The organism is Microbacterium ureisolvens (genome assembly GCF_015278315.1).
GTDB classification, from domain to species: domain Bacteria; phylum Actinomycetota; class Actinomycetes; order Actinomycetales; family Microbacteriaceae; genus Microbacterium; species Microbacterium ureisolvens.
Genome location: NZ_JADIJE010000006.1, coordinates 232,316 through 251,142, shown reverse-complemented (window position 1 = coordinate 251,142; position 18,827 = coordinate 232,316). Strand labels below are relative to the sequence as shown.

Genomic DNA, 18,827 nt, shown 5'->3' with positions numbered 1-18,827 from the left:
GTCTCCGAGGCCGCGCAGCCCGCGGTGTCCGAGCCGCGGCCCGTGACGGCGCCCATCCCGGTGATCGGCACGCAGCCGGTCGCCCGCACCACCGCGCGACCGGCCGCTCCGCAGCCGATCCCCGCGCAGGCGCCCAAGGCCCAGCCCTCCGCCGCCGACGGCGACGTCGACGCCGACGTCGTCACGACGCTGCGCGGCATGCCGAAGACCCTCGCGGCCAACATGGACGAGTCGCTGACCGTCCCCACCGCCACGAGCGTGCGCACGGTGCCGGCGAAGCTGATGATCGACAACCGCATCGTCATCAACAACCACATGGCCCGCACCCGCGGCGGCAAGGTGAGCTTCACCCACCTCATCGGCTGGGCGATCATCCAGGCGCTCAAGGAGTTCCCGAGCCAGAACGTGTTCTACGCCGAGATCGACGGCAAGCCGTCGGTCGTGGCCCCCGCGCACGTCAACCTCGGCATCGCGATCGACCTGCCCAAGCCCGACGGCACGCGCGCGCTCCTCGTGCCGAGCATCAAGCGCGCCGAGCAGCTGTCGTTCAACGAGTACCTCACCACCTACGAGGACCTCGTCACCCGCGCCCGCGGCAACAAGCTGACCACGGCGGACTTCCAGGGCACCACGATCTCGCTGACCAACCCCGGCGGCATCGGCACCGTCCATTCGGTCCCGCGCCTCATGAAGGGCCAGGGCTGCATCGTCGGCGCGGGTGCCCTCGAGTACCCCGCCGAGTTCCAGGGCGCGAGCGACAAGACGCTCAACGAGCTGGCGATCGGCAAGACGATCACGCTCACGAGCACCTACGACCACCGCGTCATCCAGGGCGCGGGCTCTGGCGAGTTCCTCAAGAAGGTGCACGAGCTGCTCATCGGCCAGCGCAGCTTCTACGAGGACATCTTCGCCGCGCTGCGCATCCCCTACGCCCCGATCCACTGGGCGGCCGACATCAACGTCGACCTCGCCGAGCGCGTCGACAAGCAGGCGCGCGTGCAGGAGCTCATCAACTCGTTCCGCGTGCGCGGCCACCTCATGGCCGACATCGACCCGCTCGAGTACGTCCAGCGGACCCACCCCGACCTCGAGATCGAGAACCACGGGCTCACCTTCTGGGATCTCGACCGGGAGTTCATCACGGGCGGCTTCGGCGGCAAGCGCCAGATGAAGCTGCGCGACATCCTCGGCGTGCTGCGCGACTCGTACTGCCGCACGATCGGCATCGAGTACATGCACATCCAGGATCCCTCGCAGCGCGCGTGGTTCCAGGAGAACGTCGAGGTCAAGTACCAGAAGCCCGGTCACGACGAGCAGCTGCGCATCCTCGACAAGCTGAACCAGGCCGAGGCCTTCGAGACCTTCCTGCAGACGAAGTACGTCGGGCAGAAGCGCTTCAGCCTCGAGGGCGGCGAGTCGCTGATCCCGCTGCTCGACGAGATCCTGCAGGGCGCGGCCGAGGCGGGCCTCGACGGCGCCGCGATCGGCATGGCGCACCGCGGCCGGCTGAACGTGCTCACGAACATCGCCGGCAAGACGTACGGTCAGGTGTTCCGCGAGTTCGAGGGCTCGGTCGCCATCGGCTCGAAGAGCGGCTCGGGAGATGTGAAGTATCACCTGGGCACCGAGGGCACGTTCGTCGCCGACAACCAGGGCGAGCTTCCGGTGTACCTCGCCGCGAACCCGTCGCACCTCGAGACGGTCGACGGCGTGCTCGAGGGCATCGTGCGCGCCAAGCAGGACCGCAAGCCGATCGGCACGTTCACCTGGCTGCCCATCCTGGTGCACGGCGACGCCGCGTTCGCGGGCCAGGGCGTGGTCGTCGAGACGCTGCAGATGTCGCAGCTGCGCGGCTACCGCACCGGCGGCACCGTGCACGTCGTGGTCAACAACCAGGTCGGCTTCACGACCACCCCCACCGACGCGCGCACCTCCGTGTACGCCACCGACGTGGCCAAGACGATCCAGGCGCCGATCTTCCACGTGAACGGCGACGACCCCGAGGCCGTCACCCGCGTGGCGCAGCTGGCCTTCGCCTACCGCGAGCGGTTCCACCGCGACGTCGTGGTCGACCTCGTCTGCTACCGCCGCCGCGGCCACAACGAGGGCGACGACCCGTCGATGACGCAGCCGCTCATGACGAACCTCATCGAGGCGAAGCGCTCGGTGCGTCGCCTCTACACCGAGGCGCTCGTCGGTCGTGGCGACATCACCGAGGAGGAGTACGAGAAGGCCAAGCAGGACTTCCAGAACCGCCTCGAGATCGCCTTCGCCGAGACCCACGCGGCCGAGACCGGCTCCTCGCCGGTGATGGTCGCCGATGCCGCCGCCCAGGTGGTCGCCGGCGAGCCCGAGACCACCGGCGTCTCGCGGGAAGCCGTCCACCTCATCGGCGACACGTTCGTCAACAAGCCCGACGGCTTCACGGTCCACAACAAGCTGCAGCAGCTGCTCGACAAGCGCCTCGACATGAGCCGCAACGGCTCGATCGACTGGGGCTTCGGCGAGCTGCTCGCGTTCGGCTCGCTCCTGCTCGAGAAGACCAACGTGCGCCTGGCCGGCCAGGACTCGCGCCGCGGCACGTTCGTGCAGCGCCACGCCGTGCTGCACGACCGCTCCAACGGCCAGGAGTGGATCCCGCTCACCAACCTCTCCGACGACCAGGGCAAGTTCTACGTCTACGACTCGCTCCTCAGCGAGTACGCGGCGATGGCCTTCGAGTACGGCTACTCGGTGGAGCGCGCGGACTCGCTCGTGCTGTGGGAAGCCCAGTTCGGCGACTTCGCGAACGGCGCGCAGTCGGTGATCGACGAGTTCATCTCGTCGGCCGACCAGAAGTGGGGCCAGCAGTCGAGCGTGGCGCTGCTCCTCCCCCACGGCTACGAGGGGCAGGGCCCGGACCACTCGTCGGCCCGCATCGAGCGCTACCTGCAGATGTGCGCGCAGGACAACATGACCGTCGCGCGCCCGTCGACGCCGGCGTCGTACTTCCATCTGCTGCGCCGTCAGGCCTACGCACGTCCGCGCCGGCCGCTCGTGGTGTTCACGCCGAAGGCGATGCTGCGCCTGCGCGGCGCGACCAGCCCGGTCGAGGACTTCATCACCGGCCGGTTCCAGCCGGTGCTCGACGACGACCGCGGTCTCGACAAGTCGGCCGTCAAGCGCGTGCTGCTGCACGCCGGCAAGATCCACTGGGATCTGCGCGCGGAGCTCGATAAGAACCCGAACCCCGAGATCGCCCTCGTACGCCTCGAGCAGTACTACCCGGCGCCGATCGACGAGCTCAACGCGATCATCGAGTCGTACCCCGACGCCGAGCTGGTGTGGGTGCAGGACGAGCCCGAGAACCAGGGCGCCTGGCCGTTCATCGCCCTCGAGGTGGTCAAGCATCTGCGCGGTCGCACCATCAGCCGCGTCTCGCGCGCGGCCGCGGCATCCACCGCCACCGGCTCGCCGAAGGTGCACGCCGCCGAGCAGGCGAAGATCATGCAGCAGGCGCTCACGCTCTGATCACCGCGACGTCTGCGGCAGCGTTCGGCCCTGGATCCCCCGTCGTGGGGTCCAGGGCCGAACCGCGTGCTGCCGGGACCGTCGTCGTCTTCACCTCGACGACGGCTCCGGCGCCGCGGGCAGCAGCTCCTCCTCCGCCGACGGCGGCGGCGCCTCTGCGATCGGCTTCGGCGTGCGGCGGGCCCGCTGCCACACCGTGACGAGGATCGCGGCGAGCGCGAGCACCGCGACCGGCACCAGGCTCGCGCCGGCCAGCACCAGGAGCCCCGCCGACAGTACCGCCGCGATGACGGCCATGAACCAGCCCGCGGTGAAGCGGGGCAGGATGAGCGCCGCGGCGATCATGCCCGCGGTGTAGATCGACACCATGTTGCCGGTGTGGATGAGGATGAACACCTGCAGCTCTCCCCCGGTCGCGATCGCGATGCCGCAGTACGTCATCGCGATGCCGAAGAACAGCAGGAGCGATCGCCGGGGCACGCCGCCGGCCTCGGCACCTGGTGCGAAGAACCGCGGGAGATCGCCCGCCGCCGCGAGCGACGCCCCGAGCTTCCCGAACGCGGCGAGGTAAGCGTTCATCACGCCCAGCACGACGATCGCCGCGACGGCTCCGACCGCGGTCGGGCCGAATCCCGGAGCGATCGCCTCGGCCAGCGAGAGCAGCGGCACCGCGCCTGCCCCGGCGTCCTCGCCGAGCACGCCCACCGTCACGATCTGCAGCAGGAGGTACGCCAGGCCCGTCACGACGAGGGCGATGGCGGTGGCGACCGGGATGCTGCGCCGCGGGTCGCGGAACTCCCCCGAGATGTGCGTGCCGACCTCCCATCCGGCGAACGCCCACACGAAGAGGCTGATGGCCGTGCCGACACCGGCCCAGCCGTGAGGGAGGAACGGCTCGAAACGGGATGCCTCGATCGCGGGGAAGGCCGCGCTCACGAGGAAGACGACGATGGCGACGAGAAGCCCCGTCAGCACGAACTGCACCCATCCGGCGACGCGGACGCCCAGCATGTTGACGGCGAAGGGCGGGAGCACGATCGCCAGGGCGAGGATCGGCACGGCCGCGCGGTCGACGTGCAGGATCGCCGTCAGGTACTCACCGCCGAGCACGGCGAGCACGGGGAAGCCGGCCGCGACGCCGAAGTAGAACCAGTAGCCGGTGGCACGGGCGGCCGTCGGGCCGAGCGCCCGGCGCACGTAGCTGGCGACGCCGCCGGGATCGGGGTAGCGCGCGGCGAGCACTGCGAAGGTGCCCGCGAGGGGCACCGAGAGCACGATCACGGCGAGCACCGAGACGACCGACGCCGGGCCCGCCACGTCGGCGGCGAGCCCGGGCAGCACCAGCAGACCGGTGCCCAGCACAGATGCGATGTAGAGCGCCGTGCCCTGCACGACGCCGAGGCCGCCGTGGCGCGCGCTGTGGGTCACCGCTCCGGTGTGGTCGCGCCGCCGGCACCCCGCGCCTGCGCCGCGGCCGATCACGCGCGGATTCCTGCCAACCGGTCTCTCGCGCGCGGCGGAGGACGCGGCGCATCCTGCCCGGCTGGCCCTCAGGTCAGAGCGGCTCGACCCCGGCCCGCTCGAAGGCGGCGGTCGCGGCATCCGTCGACTCCTCGCGGTCGGCAGCGACCAGGCCGAGTCGCGTGCGACGGTCGAGCAGGTCGGCGACGCTCAGCGCGCCCTCGACCTCGACGCCCCACTGCAGCTCTTGCGCTGTGACGCCGCACGCCGCCGCGGGGCCGTCGGGAAGGGACGCCGCGAACGGCGCCTCCGCGCCGAAGCGGCGCACGAGGCGAGGGGTCGCGGCGATCTCGCCCAGCCGGTGCCGCGGCCACGCGCCCACGAGCGGGATCGTGCGGGTCGGCGACGGCCGCGAGCGGAAGGACGGGTCGCGCCGGATGACGGCGTCCACGGCGTCCTCCGCCATGCGCCGGTAGGTGGTCAGCTTGCCCCCGACGACGCTCAGCACCCCGGTCGCCGACTCGATGATCGCGTGCCGCCGCGACAGGTCGCTGGTGTCGCCGTCGGGCGCGGCGGCGAGGAGCGGCCTCAGACCCGCGAACGTCGCGAGCACGTCGTCCCGCCCGAGCGGTCGGGCGAGCACCGTGTTGACGGTGCTCAGCAGCATCTCGATCTCGGCTTCAGTCGCGTGGGCGACGTCGGGGACCGGTCCGTCGGCGGGCACGTCCGTCAGGCCGACGTAGGTGCGGCCGTGCTGGGTGGGAAGCGTGAAGACGAAGCGGCTCGACGATCCCGGGATCGGAACGGTGAGCGACACGTCGGACCCGCCCAATCGCTCCGTCGACACGACGAGGTGGGTTCCGCGGCTCGGGCGCAGCCGGACGTCGGGGTCGAGCGCGCCGGCCCACACGCCCGCCGCGCTCACGACCGCGCGGGCGCGGACGTGCAGGGCCTCGCCCGTGACCGTGTCACGCAGGCGCGCATCGCGACCGGTGACAGAGAGGGCTTCGACCCGGGTGAGGACGGATGCCCCATACCCGGCGGCCGTCCGAGCGACGGCGACGACGAGCCGGGCGTCGTCGATGAGCTGCCCGTCCCAGCCGGTCACGCCGCCGCGCAGGCCCTCGGGACGCACGGCCGGCGCGAGCCGGAGCGTGGCGGCCCGCCCGATCGCGCGCGGGCCGGGCAGGAGCGCGCCGGGCGTCCCGACGGTGCGGCGCAGGCCGTCGCCGAGCTCATAGCCGAGTCCGACGAACGCGCCCCGCGTCAGATGACCGGGCTCGTGCAGCGGCACCACCTGCGCGAGCGCCCGCGTCAGGTGCGGCGCGGTGCGGGTCAGGAGGACGTGGCGCTCCACCGCGCTCTCGCGCGCGATGTTGATCTGACCCGAGGCCAGGTAGCGCAGGCCGCCGTGGACGAGCTTGGAGCTGAAGCGGCTCGTGCCGTGCGCGAGATCGTGCCGTTCGACCAGCACCGTCCGAAGGCCCCGGCTCGCGGCATCCAGGGCGATGCCCGCGCCGGTGATGCCCCCGCCCACCACCAGCAGGTCGATCTCGCGCTCATCGCCGAGCGCCTCGAGCTCACGCGAGCGGCGCGCGGCCGAGAGCGCCGAGGGGCCGGGCGTGCGACCCGCGATCCGCATGCTCATCTCCCCTCCTTCGCGCGCCGCGCGAGGTCGCCGATCGGCATGAGGTAGCCGCGCAAGGCCTGCGAGAGCTCGACGCGCCACGCGTCGTCGGGAAGCCATTCGGCGACCAGCGGTGCGGACTGCACGGCCGACTGCGCGATCAGCAGCACCATCGCGGCCAGCTGCACGGGGTCACCCGGACGCACGTAGCCTGCACGCTGCCCTTCGGCGAGGCGCGCGGCCGTCTCGGCGTGGATGGCGCGCTGGCTGGTGCCCAGCCGGTCGAGGATGTAGCGGGCGAACAGCTCGGGGTCGGTGTCGCGCAGCCGGTCGACCAGTGGCAGGCGGCGCACCCGGTCCGCCGTCTCGACGAGGAGTGTCACGAGCTGGTCGAGGTCGTCGCAACCCTTCTGACCGGCCGGCAGCGCCGCGAGGAGCTCGCGTGTGACGAGGGCGGCGAAGACGGCCTGAGCATCGGGCCAGTAGCGGTACAGCGTCTGCCGCGCGATACCGCAGCGGCGGGCGATGTCGGAGGCTGTCGTCCGCCGGATCCCGTGGGCGAGCACCTCGGCGAGCGCCGCATCGAGGATCGCGGTCTCGGTGTCGGGCACTCCGTCGGCCATGTGACAACCATACAGAATGTGTCATACTGTCGCCATGGTTGCGACGGCGCACTCCGATCCCGCCCGCGAGCCCGCGCCCACGCGCCGACCGCTGGCTGTCCCGGCCCCGCGCCCACGTGGCGCGTGGGACGCGTGGGGCACGCAACCTGCGCGCCTGCCGGCTGCGGCCAAGGCGATCGTGGCGACACTGCTGCCCGGAAAGGCGCACCCGGTGCCGCGTCGCGCGGCGCCGGCGCTGACGGCCTCCCTGCTGACCGACGCCGACCTCGCCGACCTCGCCGCCGTCGTCGGTGCGGAGCACGCGACCCGCGACGACGCCGTGCGCACGCTGCACCTGGGCGGCAAGAGCACGCCCGACCTGCTGCGGCGGCGTCTCGACGACCCCCAGGCGGCTCCCGATGCCGTCGTCTCCCCCGCCGGACACGACGAGGTCGCCGCGGTGCTCCGGCTGTGCGACCAGCGTGGGATCGCCGTCGTGCCGTTCGGCGGCGGCACGTCGGTCGTCGGCGGCGTCGACCCGGTGCGCGGCGCGCACGACTCCGTGATCGCCCTGGATCTCTCGCGCACCGCCGCGCTGCTCGACCTCGACGATGTCTCACTGCTGGCCGCATTCGGCGCCGGCACGACCGGCCCGCAGGCTGAGGAGCTCCTGCGGGCGCGGGGCTTCACGCTGGGCCACTTTCCGCAGAGCTTCGAATACGCCTCCCTCGGCGGGTTCGCGGCGACGCGCTCGAGCGGTCAGGCCTCGCGCGGTTACGGGCGCTTCGACGACCTCGTGCACGCGGTCCGCGCGGCCACCCCCGCGGGCGAGCTCGATCTCGGCCGGTCGCCGGCCAGCGCCGCCGGCCCCGATCTGCGCGAGCTGCTCCTCGGCTCCGAGGGCGCCTTCGGCGTCCTGACCGAGGTCACGGTGCGCATCCGCCCCGCGCCTGCCGCCACCGCGTACCGGGCCTGGTCGTTCCCCGACTTCGCAGCGGGGGCGTCGGCTTTCCGCGATGCGACGCAGCGCGGCATCCGTCCCACCGTCCTGCGGCTCAGCGACGAGACCGAGACGCGCGTGAACGCCGCGATGGGCGGGCACCTCACCCGGATGCGAGGATGCCTCGCCGTCGCCACGTTCGAGGGGGCGACGCCCGCCGAGGCCGAGGCGACGCGCGACGCCCTCGACGCCGTCTTCGCCGCGCACGGCGGGGCCTCGCGCGGCGAGGACCCGGCCCGCTCGTGGGAGCGCGGACGCTTCGCCTCACCGGCGCTGCGCGACACGCTGATGGACATCGGCGTGCTGGCCGAGACGCTCGAGACGGCGACGACCTGGGCGAACCTTCCGGCGTTGAAGTCGGAGGTGACGGCTGCGCTCACCGACAGCCTCGCGGCGGCGGGCACCAAGCCGATCGTGCTGTGCCACATCTCGCACGTCTATCCGGCGGGCGCCTCGCTCTACTTCACCGTGGTGGCCGCGCTGACCGAGGATCCGCAGACTCAGTGGGCGGGGGCGAAGGATGCCGCGTCCCACGCGATCGTCCGCGCTCGCGGCACGATCACCCATCACCACGCCGTCGGGCGGGACCATCGCCGCTACCTCGAGGAGGAGATCGGGCCGCTCGGGGCAGCGGTGCTGCAGGCGGTCAAGGGCGTGCTCGACCCCAACGGCATCATGAATCCGGGCGCCCTGGTCTCCCCCGCCTCACCGGCGGAGGAGGCATGAGGGTCGCCCTCCTCGCCAACCCGGCGGCGCGGGCCGGTGCGCACGCCGGAGCGGCGACGAAGGCTGCCGAGCGGCTGCGCGCCCGGGGCGTGCAGACGACGATCCTCAGCGGCGGCAGTGCGGCGGAGTCGTCCGAGCTGCTGCGCACCGCGATCGGCGTCGGGGTCGACGCGGTGGCCGTCGCCGGCGGCGACGGGACGGTGAACCTGGCGATCCAGGAGCTCGCCGGCACCGGCATCCCCCTCGGGATCGTGCCCTCCGGCACCGGCAACGACTTCGCCACGACTCTGGGGCTGCGCGAACTCGACGTCGCCGCAGCCGCGGACGCGATCGCCGGCGGCGCGACCCGCCGCGTGGACCTCGCGCGGGTGACGGATGACGGCGGGTCGACCCGCTACTTCGGATCGGTGCTCGCCAGCGGATTCGACTCCAAGGTGAACGACCGCGCCAACGCCATGCGGTGGCCGCGAGGCGGTTCGCGCTACAACATCGCGATCCTCGTCGAGTTCCTGACGCTCGCCGGCATCCCCTACGAGGTCGACCTCGAGCTGGCCGACGGGTCGCGCGAACGGGTCGCGGGCGACCTCGTGATGGCGACCGTCGGCAACGGTCGCACCTACGGCGGCGGCATCCCGATCTGTCCCGAGGCCGATCCGGCCGACGGACTGCTGGACGTCGTGCTGGTCCGGCCCGCCGGGCGGCTGCGCCTCTTGCGCCTCCTGCCGCGCGTCTACCGCGGCACCCACGCCGACGTGCCGCAGGTCTCGACGCGACGCGTCCGCTCGGTGCGGCTCTCGGCCCCCGGCGTCACCGCGTACGCCGACGGCGACCCGATCGGCGCGCTGCCGCTGACGGTGGACGTCGCGCCGGGGGCGCTCACGATCTTCCGTCCGGCGGGCTGACCCGCAGGCTGCGGCGACCGTGCGGTGTCGCCGGATCAGCCGTGGACGGCCTGCGCCTGCCGCAGCTTGGCGAGCACCTGGTCCCGCAGCTCCTCGGGTGCGCTCTCCTTGCAGGCGCGCGCCACCACCTCGGTGAGCGTGCGCGCGACGAGGGCCTCGTCGCGGCAGCTCGCGCAATGCTCCAGGTGCTCGGCGATGTCGGAGTGCTCGGTCTTGCAGACCTCGTTGCGCAGGTACTCCTCCAGGTCGCGCCGGGCCTTCTCGCAGCCGCAGTCGGTCATTTCGTGCTCCTCGTGGCGGCAGTGGCGATGCCGCGCTCTCTTGCATAGTCGGCGAGCAGTTCACGCAGCATGCGCCTGCCACGGTGCAGACGGCTCATGACCGTGCCGATCGGGGTCTTCATGATGTCGGCGATCTCCTGGTAGGCGAAGCCCTCGACGTCGGCGAGGTACACCGCCAGCCGGAAATCCTCCGGGATGGACTGCAGCGCGTCTTTGACGACCGACGCGGGCATGTGGTCGATCGCCTCGGCCTCCGCCGAGCGGGTGCTCGTCGCGGTGGTCGATTCGGCGCCGCCGAGCTGCCAGTCCTCGAGCTCGTCGATGGTGCCCTGGTACGGCTCGCGCTGCTTCTTGCGATAGGTGTTGATGTAGGTGTTCGTCAGGATGCGGTACAGCCACGCCTTGAGATTCGTGCCCTGCGTGAAGGTCTTCCACGACGCGAACGCCTTGACGAACGTCTCCTGCACGAGGTCGGCCGCGTCCGCGGGGTTGCGGGTCATGCGCATCGCCGCGGCGTACAGCTGGTCCATGAAGGGCAGCGCCTGCTCTTCGAACTGCGCACGCGGGTCCTGCACCTGCTCCGCCGGGGCAGCCTGATCGGTCGATTCGCTCATCACGCGCCAGTCTACGGCGGCCGGTTGCAGGCCGCCTGGGACGGACGGGACAGGCTCGCTGTCCAGGGACGCCCCGAGATCGAGGCGATCGAGAGTGGCGAACATCCGGCTCCGCTCGGTGGGTGGCTCCCCGGCTGCGTCCGCCGGGTTCAGTAGGGTAGAACCCGATGACAGCCGACGGGTATTCCCCTACTTCCGAGTCGATCGACGGCGGCCACTGGAGCGCGCCCGTCGCGGGCGGGCCGCTGCACGCCACCGTGACCGTGCCCGGCTCGAAATCGCTGACGAATCGCGAGCTCATCCTCGCCGCCCTGGCCGACGGTCCGAGCCGCCTGATCGCCCCGCTCCACTCCGACGACTCGACCCGCATGATCGAGGCGCTGCGCTCCCTGGGAGTGGGCATCGAGCTGGTCGAGGCCACCGGCCGGTACGGGGACGACATCGAGGTCACACCGGTCTGGCCGCTCCACGGCGACACCGAGGTGAACTGCGGGCAGGCCGGCACCGTCATGCGCTTCGTCGCCGGGCTGGGCGGCTTCGCCCGCGGCGATGTCACCCTCACCGCCCACGAGAGCGCGCTGCACCGTCCGATGGGCGCGATGATCACGGCGCTGCGCGACGTCGGCGTCGACATCGACGACGGCGGCCACTGGGCGCTCCCCTTCATCATCCGCGGCCACGGCCACGTGCGCGGCGGCGAGGTCACGATCGACGCCAGCGCCTCGAGCCAGTTCGTGTCGGGACTGCTGCTGGCAGCACCGCGGTTCGACGTCGGCCTGCAGCTGCGCCATTCCGGCCCTCGGCTCCCGAGCATCCCCCACATCGACATGACGGTCGAGGCGCTCGCCCATCGCGGCGTCCACGTGGAGCGCCCCGCGGTCGGCGAGTGGATCGTGCCTGCCGGGCCGATTCGCGGCAAGGATGTCGCGATCGAGCCCGACCTCTCCAACGCCGCGCCCTTCCTCGCTGCCGCGATGGTCGCAGGCGGCTCCGTGTCGATCACCGGCTGGCCTGCGCACTCGACGCAGCCGGGTGCCATGCTCACCGAGATCCTGTCGCTCATGGGGGCGCGCGTCGTGCGTCGTGGCGGAGCGCTCACCGTGACCGCCGGCGCCGGCATCCAGGGCGTCGATCTCGACCTGTCGGCCGCGGGCGAGCTCACCCCCACGATCTTCGCCCTCGCCGCCTTCGCCGAGTCGCCGTCGACCCTGCACGGCATCGGCCACATCCGAGGGCATGAGACCGATCGCATCGCGGCACTGGTCGCCGAGCTGCGCCGTCTCGGCGGCGAGGCCGACGAGCTGGCCGACGGCATCCGCATCGTCCCGCGACCGCTCCACGGCGGCACGTGGCGCGCCCACCACGACCACCGCATGGCGACCACGGGCGCCCTCATCGGCCTCGCGGTCCCCGGCGTCGAGGTCGACGACATCGGCACCACAGCGAAGACGATGCCCGAGTTCCCGCAGATCTGGCAGCGGATGCTGGACGGCGACAGCGCCGACGGGAATGTCTCCGAGGAGACGATGCGCGCCTCGTGAGACGGCGCGTGAAGGCTCGGCAGAGCGATCGGGATGATCAGGTGAACCGACCCGGAGCGACCGCATGAGCTGGCTCGACGACATCGACGACGACGACGAGCCGGAGTTCGACGAAGCAGACGTGCGCGTGCGGCCCAACCCCAAGGCCAATCGCCCCCGCACCAAGCGGCGGCCCGCGCACAGCGACGCCGAGGTCGCCCGAGTTCTCGGGGTCGACCGGGGGCGCTACACCGTCCTCGTCGACGAAGACCTGCCGGCTGAGCGCACGGTGCTGGCCGCCCGCGCGCGCGAGCTGCGCAAGACCCCGATCGTCACGGGCGACCTCGCCCGCGTCGTGGGTGACACCTCCGCCGACGAGGGGACGCTGGCGCGGATCGTGGGCATCGAGGAGCGCACCTCGCTGCTGCGCCGCAGCGCCGACGACACCGATCAGGTCGAGCGCGTGATCGTCGCCAACGCCGACCAGATGCTCGTGGTGGTCGCCGCGGCCGACCCCGAACCGCGCCCCCGCCTCGTGGACCGCTATCTCGTGGCGGCGCTGGATGCCGGCATCCGTCCCCTCCTCGTCGTGACGAAGACCGACCTGGCCGACCCCGCGGAGTTCCTCGCGCACTTCGAAGGGCTCGACCTCGACGTGTTCACGAGCGGCAAGGAGGAGATGCCCCTCGAGCGGATCGGCGCGGCGCTCGAGGGTCACTCCACCGTGTTCGTCGGTCACTCCGGCGTCGGCAAGTCGACGCTGGTCAACGCGCTGGTTCCCGACGCACGTCGTGCGACGGGTCACGTCAACGTCGTCACCGGCCGCGGTCGGCACACGTCGAGCTCGACGGTGTCGCTGCGCTACCGCGGCGAGAACGGGAACGGCTGGGTGATCGACACTCCCGGCGTGCGCTCGTTCGGCCTGGGCCACGTCGATCCGGCGAACATCCTCCGCGCGTTCACCGACCTCGACGAGATCGCGCAGGAGTGCCCGCGCGGCTGCACCCACCTGCCGGATGCCCCTGACTGCGCGATCGTCGAGGCGGTCGAGGAAGGACGGCTCGGCCCCGGCGGCGCGGCGCGCCTGGACTCGCTCCAGCGGCTGCTGGAGACCTTCGCGAAGAAGGCGCAGGAGCCGGGAGCCTAGGCGCACCCCGCTCCGCCGCCCCCACGCCGGCGGTGGCCTGTGCCGGCGGCCCGCGCGCCGGCAGGCCGCGCCGGGCCGACGCCTAGAGTGGGACGGTGACCACGACGCGCCTCGAACCCGGCTCCCTCGCCCCCGCCTTCACCCTCGTCGACCAGGACGACCGCGAAGTGACGCTGAAGGACCTCCGCGGCGGGCGCGTGATCCTCTTCTTCTACCCCGAGGCGATGACGCCCGGGTGCACGAAGGAGGCGTGCGACTTCCGCGACAGCCTGGCCCCGCTGCAGGCCGCCGGGTACACGATCCTCGGGATCTCGCGCGACCAGCCCGAGAAGCTCCGCCGCTTCCGCGAGCGCGACGGGCTCACCTACGACCTCCTCAGCGACCCCGACCACAAGGTGCACGAGAAGTACGCCGTCTGGGGCGAGAAGGTCAACTACGGCAAGACGTTCATGGGCGTCATCCGCTCGACGTTCGTGATCGACGAGAAGGGGCGCATCTCGCACGCGCTCTACAACGTGCGGGCAACCGGCCACGTCGCCCGCCTGCGCACGATGCTGGGAGTCTGACCCGCGCGGCCGGCCGGCCGGCCGGCCAGCCTGCCCCCGAAAAGATCAGCGGGATGCCGCGCCCGGCGCCTCGCCGTCGGCATCGTCGGTGCGGCGCGCCGCCTTGCCGGCGTCGCGCACGGCCAGCACGAGCAGCACCAGCACGACGAGCGCGGGAACCGCCAGCGCCCATGCGAGCGCCGGCGCGGCGAAGGCGCCCGTCGCGGCGCCCACGGCGACCGCGAGGATCAGCAGCTGCGTGACGATGCCTCCGGAGCGTCCCCATGACTGTCCGCGCCAGATCGCGACAGCGAAGGCGATCACGGCGACGGCCCCGACGAGCGTCAGCACCAGGAGGGCGATCGCGCTTTCGAGCGAGCCGGTGTCGCCGGTGAGGATGGCCACGAGCTCACGCACGGTCAGCGCCGCGAGCCCCAGTCCCTCGAGTCCCACCAGCACGGCGGCGGCCCTTCCGGACAGGTTTGTCCGCATTCTCCGACGACTCCCTCTTCGACCGATATGGCTTTTGTGCGAACCCTCCAGCACCCTGGGGGAACACTCAGGAAGACCTACACAAACCCGCCGGTGAACCCTTGATTCAGGTAAACCGCTATGGGACGATTGGTGAAGCCGTGTGCTCCCACAGCGACGTGGGGCGAGATCATCTCGCACATCCCACAGGGTACCGGACCCGAACCGAGCCCTTTTTCCCCACCCCTCTGTTACAAGGAGCACCACCATGGACTGGCGCGACAAGGCCGCCTGCCTGACCGTCGACCCCGAACTGTTCTTCCCCGTGGGGAACACCGGCCCGGCCGTCGATCAGATCGAGAAGGCCAAGTCGGTGTGCGCGCGCTGCACCGTCACCGAGATCTGCCTGCAGTACGCCCTCGAGACCGGTCAGGACTCGGGCGTGTGGGGCGGTCTGTCCGAAGACGAGCGCCGCGCCCTCAAGCGCCGCGCCGCACGCGCCCGCCGCGCCTCCTGACACACGTCGAGACCGACGACGCATTCGCAGAGCGGATGCCGCGACCCGCGGCATCCGCTCTGCGCTGTCAGGCCTTCGCGCGCTCGATGTAGCGCAGCGGGATCTCGATGGTCACCTCGGTGCCGCTGCCCATGATGGTGTGCCAGTCGATGGTGCCGCCGAGCTCGCCCTGGATGAGGGTGCGCACGATCTGCGTGCCGAGACCGCGCCCGACCTGACCCTCGGGCAGTCCCGAGCCGGTGTCGCGCACGCGCACCTCCAGCCGCTCGTCGCTGCGCTCGGCGATGATCTCCACGTCGCCCTCCTGGCCCGCCAGGCCGTGCTCGACGGCATTCGTGACGAGTTCGGTGAGAGCCAGGGCCAGCGGCGTCGCGTATTCGCTGGGCAGCGTGCCGAAGCGCCCGCTCGAGTGCGTCTTCGCCCGGGTGTTCGGCGCGGCCGCGACCTCGGCCACGAGCTTCAGCACGCGGGCGAACACCTCGTCGAAGTCCACGTTCTGCGCGAGCCCCTCCGACAGGGTGTCGTGCACGACGGCGATCGCCGACACGCGTCGCATGGCCTGGGTGAGGGCTTCTCGGGCTTCCTCGGTGTGCGAGCGACGCGCCTGGATGCGCAGCAGCGAGGCGACGGTCTGCAGGTTGTTCTTGACGCGGTGGTGGATCTCGCGGATCGTCGCGTCCTTGGTGATGAGCTCCTGCTCCTGGTGGCGGATCTCGGTCACGTCGCGGCACAGGACGATCGCGCCGATGCGCGTGCCCTGGTCGCGGAGCGGAATGGTCCGCAGCGACACCGTCACGCCGCGCGCCTCCAGATCGGCGCGCCAGGGTGCGCGCCCGGTGACGACGACCGGCAGTGACTCGTCGAACTGCCGCTTGGTGGGAAGGATGCCGGTCACGACCTCGACCAGCGACTCCCCCTCCAGCTCGTCGTCGAAGCCGAGGCGGTTGAACGCCGAGAGGGCGTTCGGGCTCGCGAACGTCGTGATGCCGTCGACGTCGAGGCGGACGAGCCCGTCCGACGCGCGCGGGGCGCCGCGGCGCGGCGACGTGGGCGCGGTGAGGTCGGGGAAGTCGCCCGAGGCGATCATGCCGAACAGGTCGTCGGCGCAGTCGTTGAACGTGATCTGCTGACGCGACGGCGTGCGCGCCTCGCCGAGGTTCGTGTGGCGGGTCAGCACCCCGAGGACGGTGACCTCGCTGCCGTGCTTGCGGGCGACCGGAACGGCGCGCACACGCGTGGGCGTCTCCTCGAACCAGTCGGGCGAGGCGGAGTCGACGATGCGGCCGCTCTGGAACGCCTCGCGCACCTGCGTGCGCCACTGCGGGCGCACCCGGTCTCCGACGATGTCGCGGTAGAAGAGCGTGGCGGCGCCGCCCGGGCGGGTGTGGGCGACCGCCACGAACGCGTCATCGGAGGTCGGCACCCACAGCACGATGTCGGCGAACGCCAGATCGGCGAGGAGCTGGCCGTCCCCCGCGAGACGGTGCAGCCACTCCACGTCCTCTTCGCTGGAGCGGCCCTGGGCGTAGACGAGATCGCTGAGGGTCGACACCCACCCAGCCTAGAGCGCCCAGCTCATCCCACCGGCGCGCCGACACCGACGGACGGTTCCGGCGCGGCGTGCTCCCTTCGGTCACCGGCGGAGTGACGGATGCCGCGCCGCCGGGCTCGCGCGCCGCGCTCGGGCTCCGGAGCGGGCACGAGCGCCTCACCGACGAATCTCCGCATCGCGAGGGTCAGCGGCGAGCGCGGCGCCACCTCGGCGACCGGAAGCGACGCCAGGATCGCGGCATCGGCGGACCTGGGGTCTTGCGGGAGGAACCACACATCGTGGATGCCTCCGAACCGATCGAGCGTGCGCCGCACCTGGCCGCGCGCGTCGATGCCGAGGGTGCCCGGTCGCAGGCGGTTCGCGAGCACCGCCACGGGGGTCGCGCCGATCGTCGCGCGGAGATCGGCGTGACCGCGGAGGAAGCGCGAGACGCCGACGGGATCGGCCGCGACCACGGCGACGACCAGGTCTGCGCTGCGCAGCGCGGCGATCGTGGCCGCGTTGCGCCGCGGGCCCTCGAGGTCGCTCACGATCTCCTCGTCGCGCTCGAGCGAGGCCGCGACATCGACGACCGTGTACTCCGCCCACGCGCGGCACGCGCCCAGCGCGGCCGAGACCCGGCGCTCGCTGAGCTCGGGCCACCGCGACGGGCGGTTGATGCCGGTGAGCACCTCCACGCCGATGCGTCCGAGCGGGATGGCGATGCGGGTGAGCTCATGCGCATCGAGCCCGCCGAGCTCGGCCTGACGGCACGCGGCCGCGAAGCCCGGACCCTCGTCGGCGAGCCCGAGGGTGAGTGCGAGCGACGGCGCGTGAGTATCGGCGTCGACGAGGGCGACGTGCCGCCCGCCGCGCGCGAGCTCGACCGCCAGCTCGACCGCGACGGTGGACCGCCCGGGCGCGCCGGCCGGTCCCCACACCGCGATCACCTTGGGGTCGACGCGCGGCGCCGCCGGTGAAGCCGGTGCGGCCGGGCTCGCCCCGAGCGCCTCCGCGATGCGCCAGGGCTCGGTGCTCCGATGAAGCGGCGCCTCGAGCCCGCAGGCCGCAGCGAGCCGCTCCCCTGCCGCATCCTCGACGAGCGGGAGCACCCGGGTCGCGGCGCGGTCACACAGCGCGACGACCGTCGGCGACATCGTGGCACGCGACACCTCGACCACCAGCGCGTCGGCATCGGCGAGCGCCTGCAGCATCGTCGCGGCCTCGGCCCCCAGCATCCCGTCCGCCGCGGCGAGCGCCGGCGCGGATGCCGCGACCTGCGCGATGACATCGATCCCCTCTCGTAGCAGGCCTTCCACGAGGAGCGCGGCATCGTCGACCGCGACGACCACCCTCACGAGCCGGCGCCCGTTGTCGGGACGATCGAGAGCGCCGAGCCGTCGGCCATCGCCGCGAGCGTCGCCGAGACGTCGGCGCGCGGGATGACGATCTCGAGCGCTGCCGCGCCGCCGCCGATCATGGAGTCGTCGCGGCTCACCGTGACGACGGTCGCATCGGCGACGAGGATGCGCGGCTCGTCGTACGCTCCCTGTTCGAGCGGCGGCGCCGACCACACTTCCACGATCGTCCCCGCCTCCACCGACGCCGGCACATCGACGGCGCTGCGCACGACCACGCTGGTGGTGCGCGCCGAGTCGGGATCGCCGACGGATGCCGCGGGCACGAGCTCGCCCGCCTCGATCGTGCGGGTGGCGACCGCGGCACCGTCGAGGTCGTCGGGGGCCAGGTACGTGCCGGCGAGCGGCCCGAGGGCGACGTCCACCACCTTCAGGTCCGCCGCGCCGATCGCCTCGCCGGGGACGATGGTGTGCGCTGCCGCGTACACCGGAACGGTCTGGCGCGCTGCCGAGACGACGAGCCATACGCCGACGACGGATGCCGCGACGAGGAGCACGCCGAGGAAGAATCGGGCGTCGCCCCAGAAGGCTCGACGCGGGGTGCGGGAGGGGTCGCTGGCGGCCGTCATGCGTCCATCGTCACGCACTCCGCCCGGGCGTGTCGGGCGTTATCCACAGGGCTTCCGGGCCCGGCCCCCTCCCCGAAGGGCGGGTCCATAATGGGGGCATGCCCGATGACCCGACGTCCGACGTGCGTCTGCTGGCACCGGCCCAGGTGGCCGAGGTGCTGGGCGTCTCCGTCGACGAGGTCATGGCTCTGGTCATGGAGGGTCGGCTGCGCGGGCTGCGAGTGGGCGCGCCGGCGCGGTGGCGGGTCGATGCGGCGAGCGTCGGCGAGTACCTCGACGACCAGGCCGAGGAGGCGCGCCGTATGGCGCTCTGGCGCCAGTCGCAGACGGCGAGCTTTCCCGAGCTCTGGGGCAGCGGGATCGTCCGCAATCCGGACTGAGGGTCC

At 72.3% G+C, this 18,827-nt stretch carries 17 protein-coding genes; 8 read left to right on the top strand and 9 right to left on the bottom strand.

The genetic code is table 11. The features are described from left to right. Positions 1-42: 42 nt before the first annotated feature. The gene (locus IM767_RS11770; protein WP_339327396.1) at positions 43-3,510 is read left to right on the top strand and encodes a multifunctional oxoglutarate decarboxylase/oxoglutarate dehydrogenase thiamine pyrophosphate-binding subunit/dihydrolipoyllysine-residue succinyltransferase subunit; all 3,468 of its coding nucleotides are present in this window, start codon (positions 43-45) and stop codon (positions 3,508-3,510) included. A 90-nt stretch (positions 3,511-3,600) separates the two neighbouring features. On the opposite strand, the gene IM767_RS11765 is transcribed toward IM767_RS11770, so the two are convergent. From IM767_RS11765 to IM767_RS11755, 3 genes are all read right to left on the bottom strand, one after another. After that, positions 3,601-4,938 (bottom strand): APC family permease, encoded by a 1,338-nt coding sequence (locus IM767_RS11765; protein ID WP_109210086.1) that lies wholly within the window; start codon positions 4,936-4,938, stop codon positions 3,601-3,603. A gap of 127 nt (positions 4,939-5,065) precedes the next feature. Then, on the bottom strand, positions 5,066-6,619 hold the full coding sequence (locus IM767_RS11760; RefSeq protein WP_109209991.1) for a glycerol-3-phosphate dehydrogenase/oxidase: 1,554 nt from the start codon (positions 6,617-6,619) through the stop codon (positions 5,066-5,068). After that, the gene (locus IM767_RS11755; protein WP_109209990.1) at positions 6,616-7,221 is read right to left on the bottom strand and encodes a TetR/AcrR family transcriptional regulator; all 606 of its coding nucleotides are present in this window, start codon (positions 7,219-7,221) and stop codon (positions 6,616-6,618) included. The genes IM767_RS11760 and IM767_RS11755 overlap by 4 nt, the downstream gene beginning before the upstream one ends. 34 nt (positions 7,222-7,255) lie before the next feature. On the opposite strand from IM767_RS11755, the gene IM767_RS11750 reads away from it, so the two are divergent. Together IM767_RS11750 and IM767_RS11745 are read left to right on the top strand one after the other, a co-directional pair. Further along, positions 7,256-8,926 (top strand): FAD-binding oxidoreductase, encoded by a 1,671-nt coding sequence (locus IM767_RS11750; protein ID WP_109209989.1) that lies wholly within the window; start codon positions 7,256-7,258, stop codon positions 8,924-8,926. Next, positions 8,923-9,828 carry a diacylglycerol kinase gene (locus tag IM767_RS11745; protein WP_109209988.1) on the top strand — a complete coding sequence of 302 codons (906 nt, stop codon included), beginning with the start codon at positions 8,923-8,925 and terminating at the stop codon, positions 9,826-9,828. The genes IM767_RS11750 and IM767_RS11745 overlap by 4 nt, the downstream gene beginning before the upstream one ends. Before the next feature lie 35 nt (positions 9,829-9,863). On the opposite strand, the gene IM767_RS11740 is transcribed toward IM767_RS11745, so the two are convergent. Continuing rightward, positions 9,864-10,109: a zf-HC2 domain-containing protein gene (locus tag IM767_RS11740; protein WP_109209987.1), complete on the bottom strand. Its 246-nt coding sequence runs from the start codon at positions 10,107-10,109 to the stop codon at positions 9,864-9,866. After that, positions 10,106-10,828, bottom strand: a complete 723-nt coding sequence (locus IM767_RS11735) for a sigma-70 family RNA polymerase sigma factor (RefSeq protein ID WP_194398871.1) — start codon at positions 10,826-10,828, stop codon at positions 10,106-10,108. The genes IM767_RS11740 and IM767_RS11735 overlap by 4 nt, the downstream gene beginning before the upstream one ends. Positions 10,829-10,890: 62 nt before the next feature. On the opposite strand from IM767_RS11735, the gene aroA reads away from it, so the two are divergent. The 3 genes from aroA to bcp all read left to right on the top strand — a co-directional run bounded on the left by aroA (position 10,891) and on the right by bcp (position 13,956). Next, entirely contained in the window at positions 10,891-12,264 is a 1,374-nt protein-coding gene (gene aroA, locus IM767_RS11730) for a 3-phosphoshikimate 1-carboxyvinyltransferase (protein WP_109209986.1), read from the top strand. A gap of 64 nt (positions 12,265-12,328) precedes the next feature. Next, positions 12,329-13,390: a ribosome small subunit-dependent GTPase A gene (gene rsgA, locus IM767_RS11725; protein ID WP_109209985.1), complete on the top strand. Its 1,062-nt coding sequence runs from the start codon at positions 12,329-12,331 to the stop codon at positions 13,388-13,390. A gap of 95 nt (positions 13,391-13,485) precedes the next feature. Then, entirely contained in the window at positions 13,486-13,956 is a 471-nt protein-coding gene (gene bcp / locus IM767_RS11720) for a thioredoxin-dependent thiol peroxidase (RefSeq protein ID WP_109209984.1), read from the top strand. Positions 13,957-14,001: 45 nt separating this feature from the next. On the opposite strand, the gene IM767_RS11715 is transcribed toward bcp, so the two are convergent. Further along, a complete protein-coding gene (locus IM767_RS11715; protein ID WP_109209983.1) occupies positions 14,002-14,427 on the bottom strand; it encodes a histidine kinase in 426 nt (141 codons plus the stop codon). Between the two features lie 247 nt (positions 14,428-14,674). On the opposite strand from IM767_RS11715, the gene IM767_RS11710 reads away from it, so the two are divergent. After that, a complete protein-coding gene (locus tag IM767_RS11710; protein WP_018171995.1) occupies positions 14,675-14,923 on the top strand; it encodes a WhiB family transcriptional regulator in 249 nt (82 codons plus the stop codon). Positions 14,924-14,990: 67 nt separating this feature from the next. Here IM767_RS11710 and IM767_RS11705 read toward each other — a convergent pair whose 3' ends face one another. Genes IM767_RS11705 through IM767_RS11695 form a run of 3 tightly spaced genes read right to left on the bottom strand, consistent with a single transcriptional unit; the run spans position 14,991 to position 18,441 of the window. Continuing rightward, on the bottom strand, positions 14,991-16,475 hold the full coding sequence (locus IM767_RS11705) for a sensor histidine kinase (RefSeq protein ID WP_109209982.1): 1,485 nt from the start codon (positions 16,473-16,475) through the stop codon (positions 14,991-14,993). Positions 16,476-16,498: 23 nt separating this feature from the next. After that, positions 16,499-17,812 (bottom strand): CpaE/TadZ family protein, encoded by a 1,314-nt coding sequence (locus IM767_RS11700; protein ID WP_109209981.1) that lies wholly within the window; start codon positions 17,810-17,812, stop codon positions 16,499-16,501. Further along, a complete protein-coding gene (locus tag IM767_RS11695) occupies positions 17,809-18,441 on the bottom strand; it encodes an SAF domain-containing protein (protein ID WP_109209980.1) in 633 nt (210 codons plus the stop codon). The genes IM767_RS11700 and IM767_RS11695 overlap by 4 nt, the downstream gene beginning before the upstream one ends. Before the next feature lie 98 nt (positions 18,442-18,539). Between IM767_RS11695 and IM767_RS11690 the strand changes: the two genes are divergently transcribed. Further along, complete coding sequence (locus tag IM767_RS11690; protein WP_109209979.1) at positions 18,540-18,821, top strand: helix-turn-helix domain-containing protein; 282 nt, start codon at positions 18,540-18,542, stop codon at positions 18,819-18,821. Positions 18,822-18,827: the final 6 nt, after the last annotated feature.

Coding starts and splice junctions, on each gene's coding strand:
- aroA (WP_109209986.1), top strand. CDS start 10,891: ATGACAGCCGACGGGTATTCCCCTACTTCCGAGTCGATCGACGGCGGC.
- IM767_RS11715 (WP_109209983.1), bottom strand. CDS start 14,427: ATGCGGACAAACCTGTCCGGAAGGGCCGCCGCCGTGCTGGTGGGACTC.
- IM767_RS11740 (WP_109209987.1), bottom strand. CDS start 10,109: ATGACCGACTGCGGCTGCGAGAAGGCCCGGCGCGACCTGGAGGAGTAC.
- IM767_RS11745 (WP_109209988.1), top strand. CDS start 8,923: ATGAGGGTCGCCCTCCTCGCCAACCCGGCGGCGCGGGCCGGTGCGCAC.
- IM767_RS11690 (WP_109209979.1), top strand. CDS start 18,540: ATGCCCGATGACCCGACGTCCGACGTGCGTCTGCTGGCACCGGCCCAG.
- rsgA (WP_109209985.1), top strand. CDS start 12,329: ATGAGCTGGCTCGACGACATCGACGACGACGACGAGCCGGAGTTCGAC.
- IM767_RS11750 (WP_109209989.1), top strand. CDS start 7,256: ATGGTTGCGACGGCGCACTCCGATCCCGCCCGCGAGCCCGCGCCCACG.
- IM767_RS11755 (WP_109209990.1), bottom strand. CDS start 7,221: ATGGCCGACGGAGTGCCCGACACCGAGACCGCGATCCTCGATGCGGCG.
- IM767_RS11710 (WP_018171995.1), top strand. CDS start 14,675: ATGGACTGGCGCGACAAGGCCGCCTGCCTGACCGTCGACCCCGAACTG.
- IM767_RS11760 (WP_109209991.1), bottom strand. CDS start 6,619: ATGAGCATGCGGATCGCGGGTCGCACGCCCGGCCCCTCGGCGCTCTCG.
- IM767_RS11695 (WP_109209980.1), bottom strand. CDS start 18,441: ATGACGGCCGCCAGCGACCCCTCCCGCACCCCGCGTCGAGCCTTCTGG.
- IM767_RS11735 (WP_194398871.1), bottom strand. CDS start 10,828: ATGTTCGCCACTCTCGATCGCCTCGATCTCGGGGCGTCCCTGGACAGC.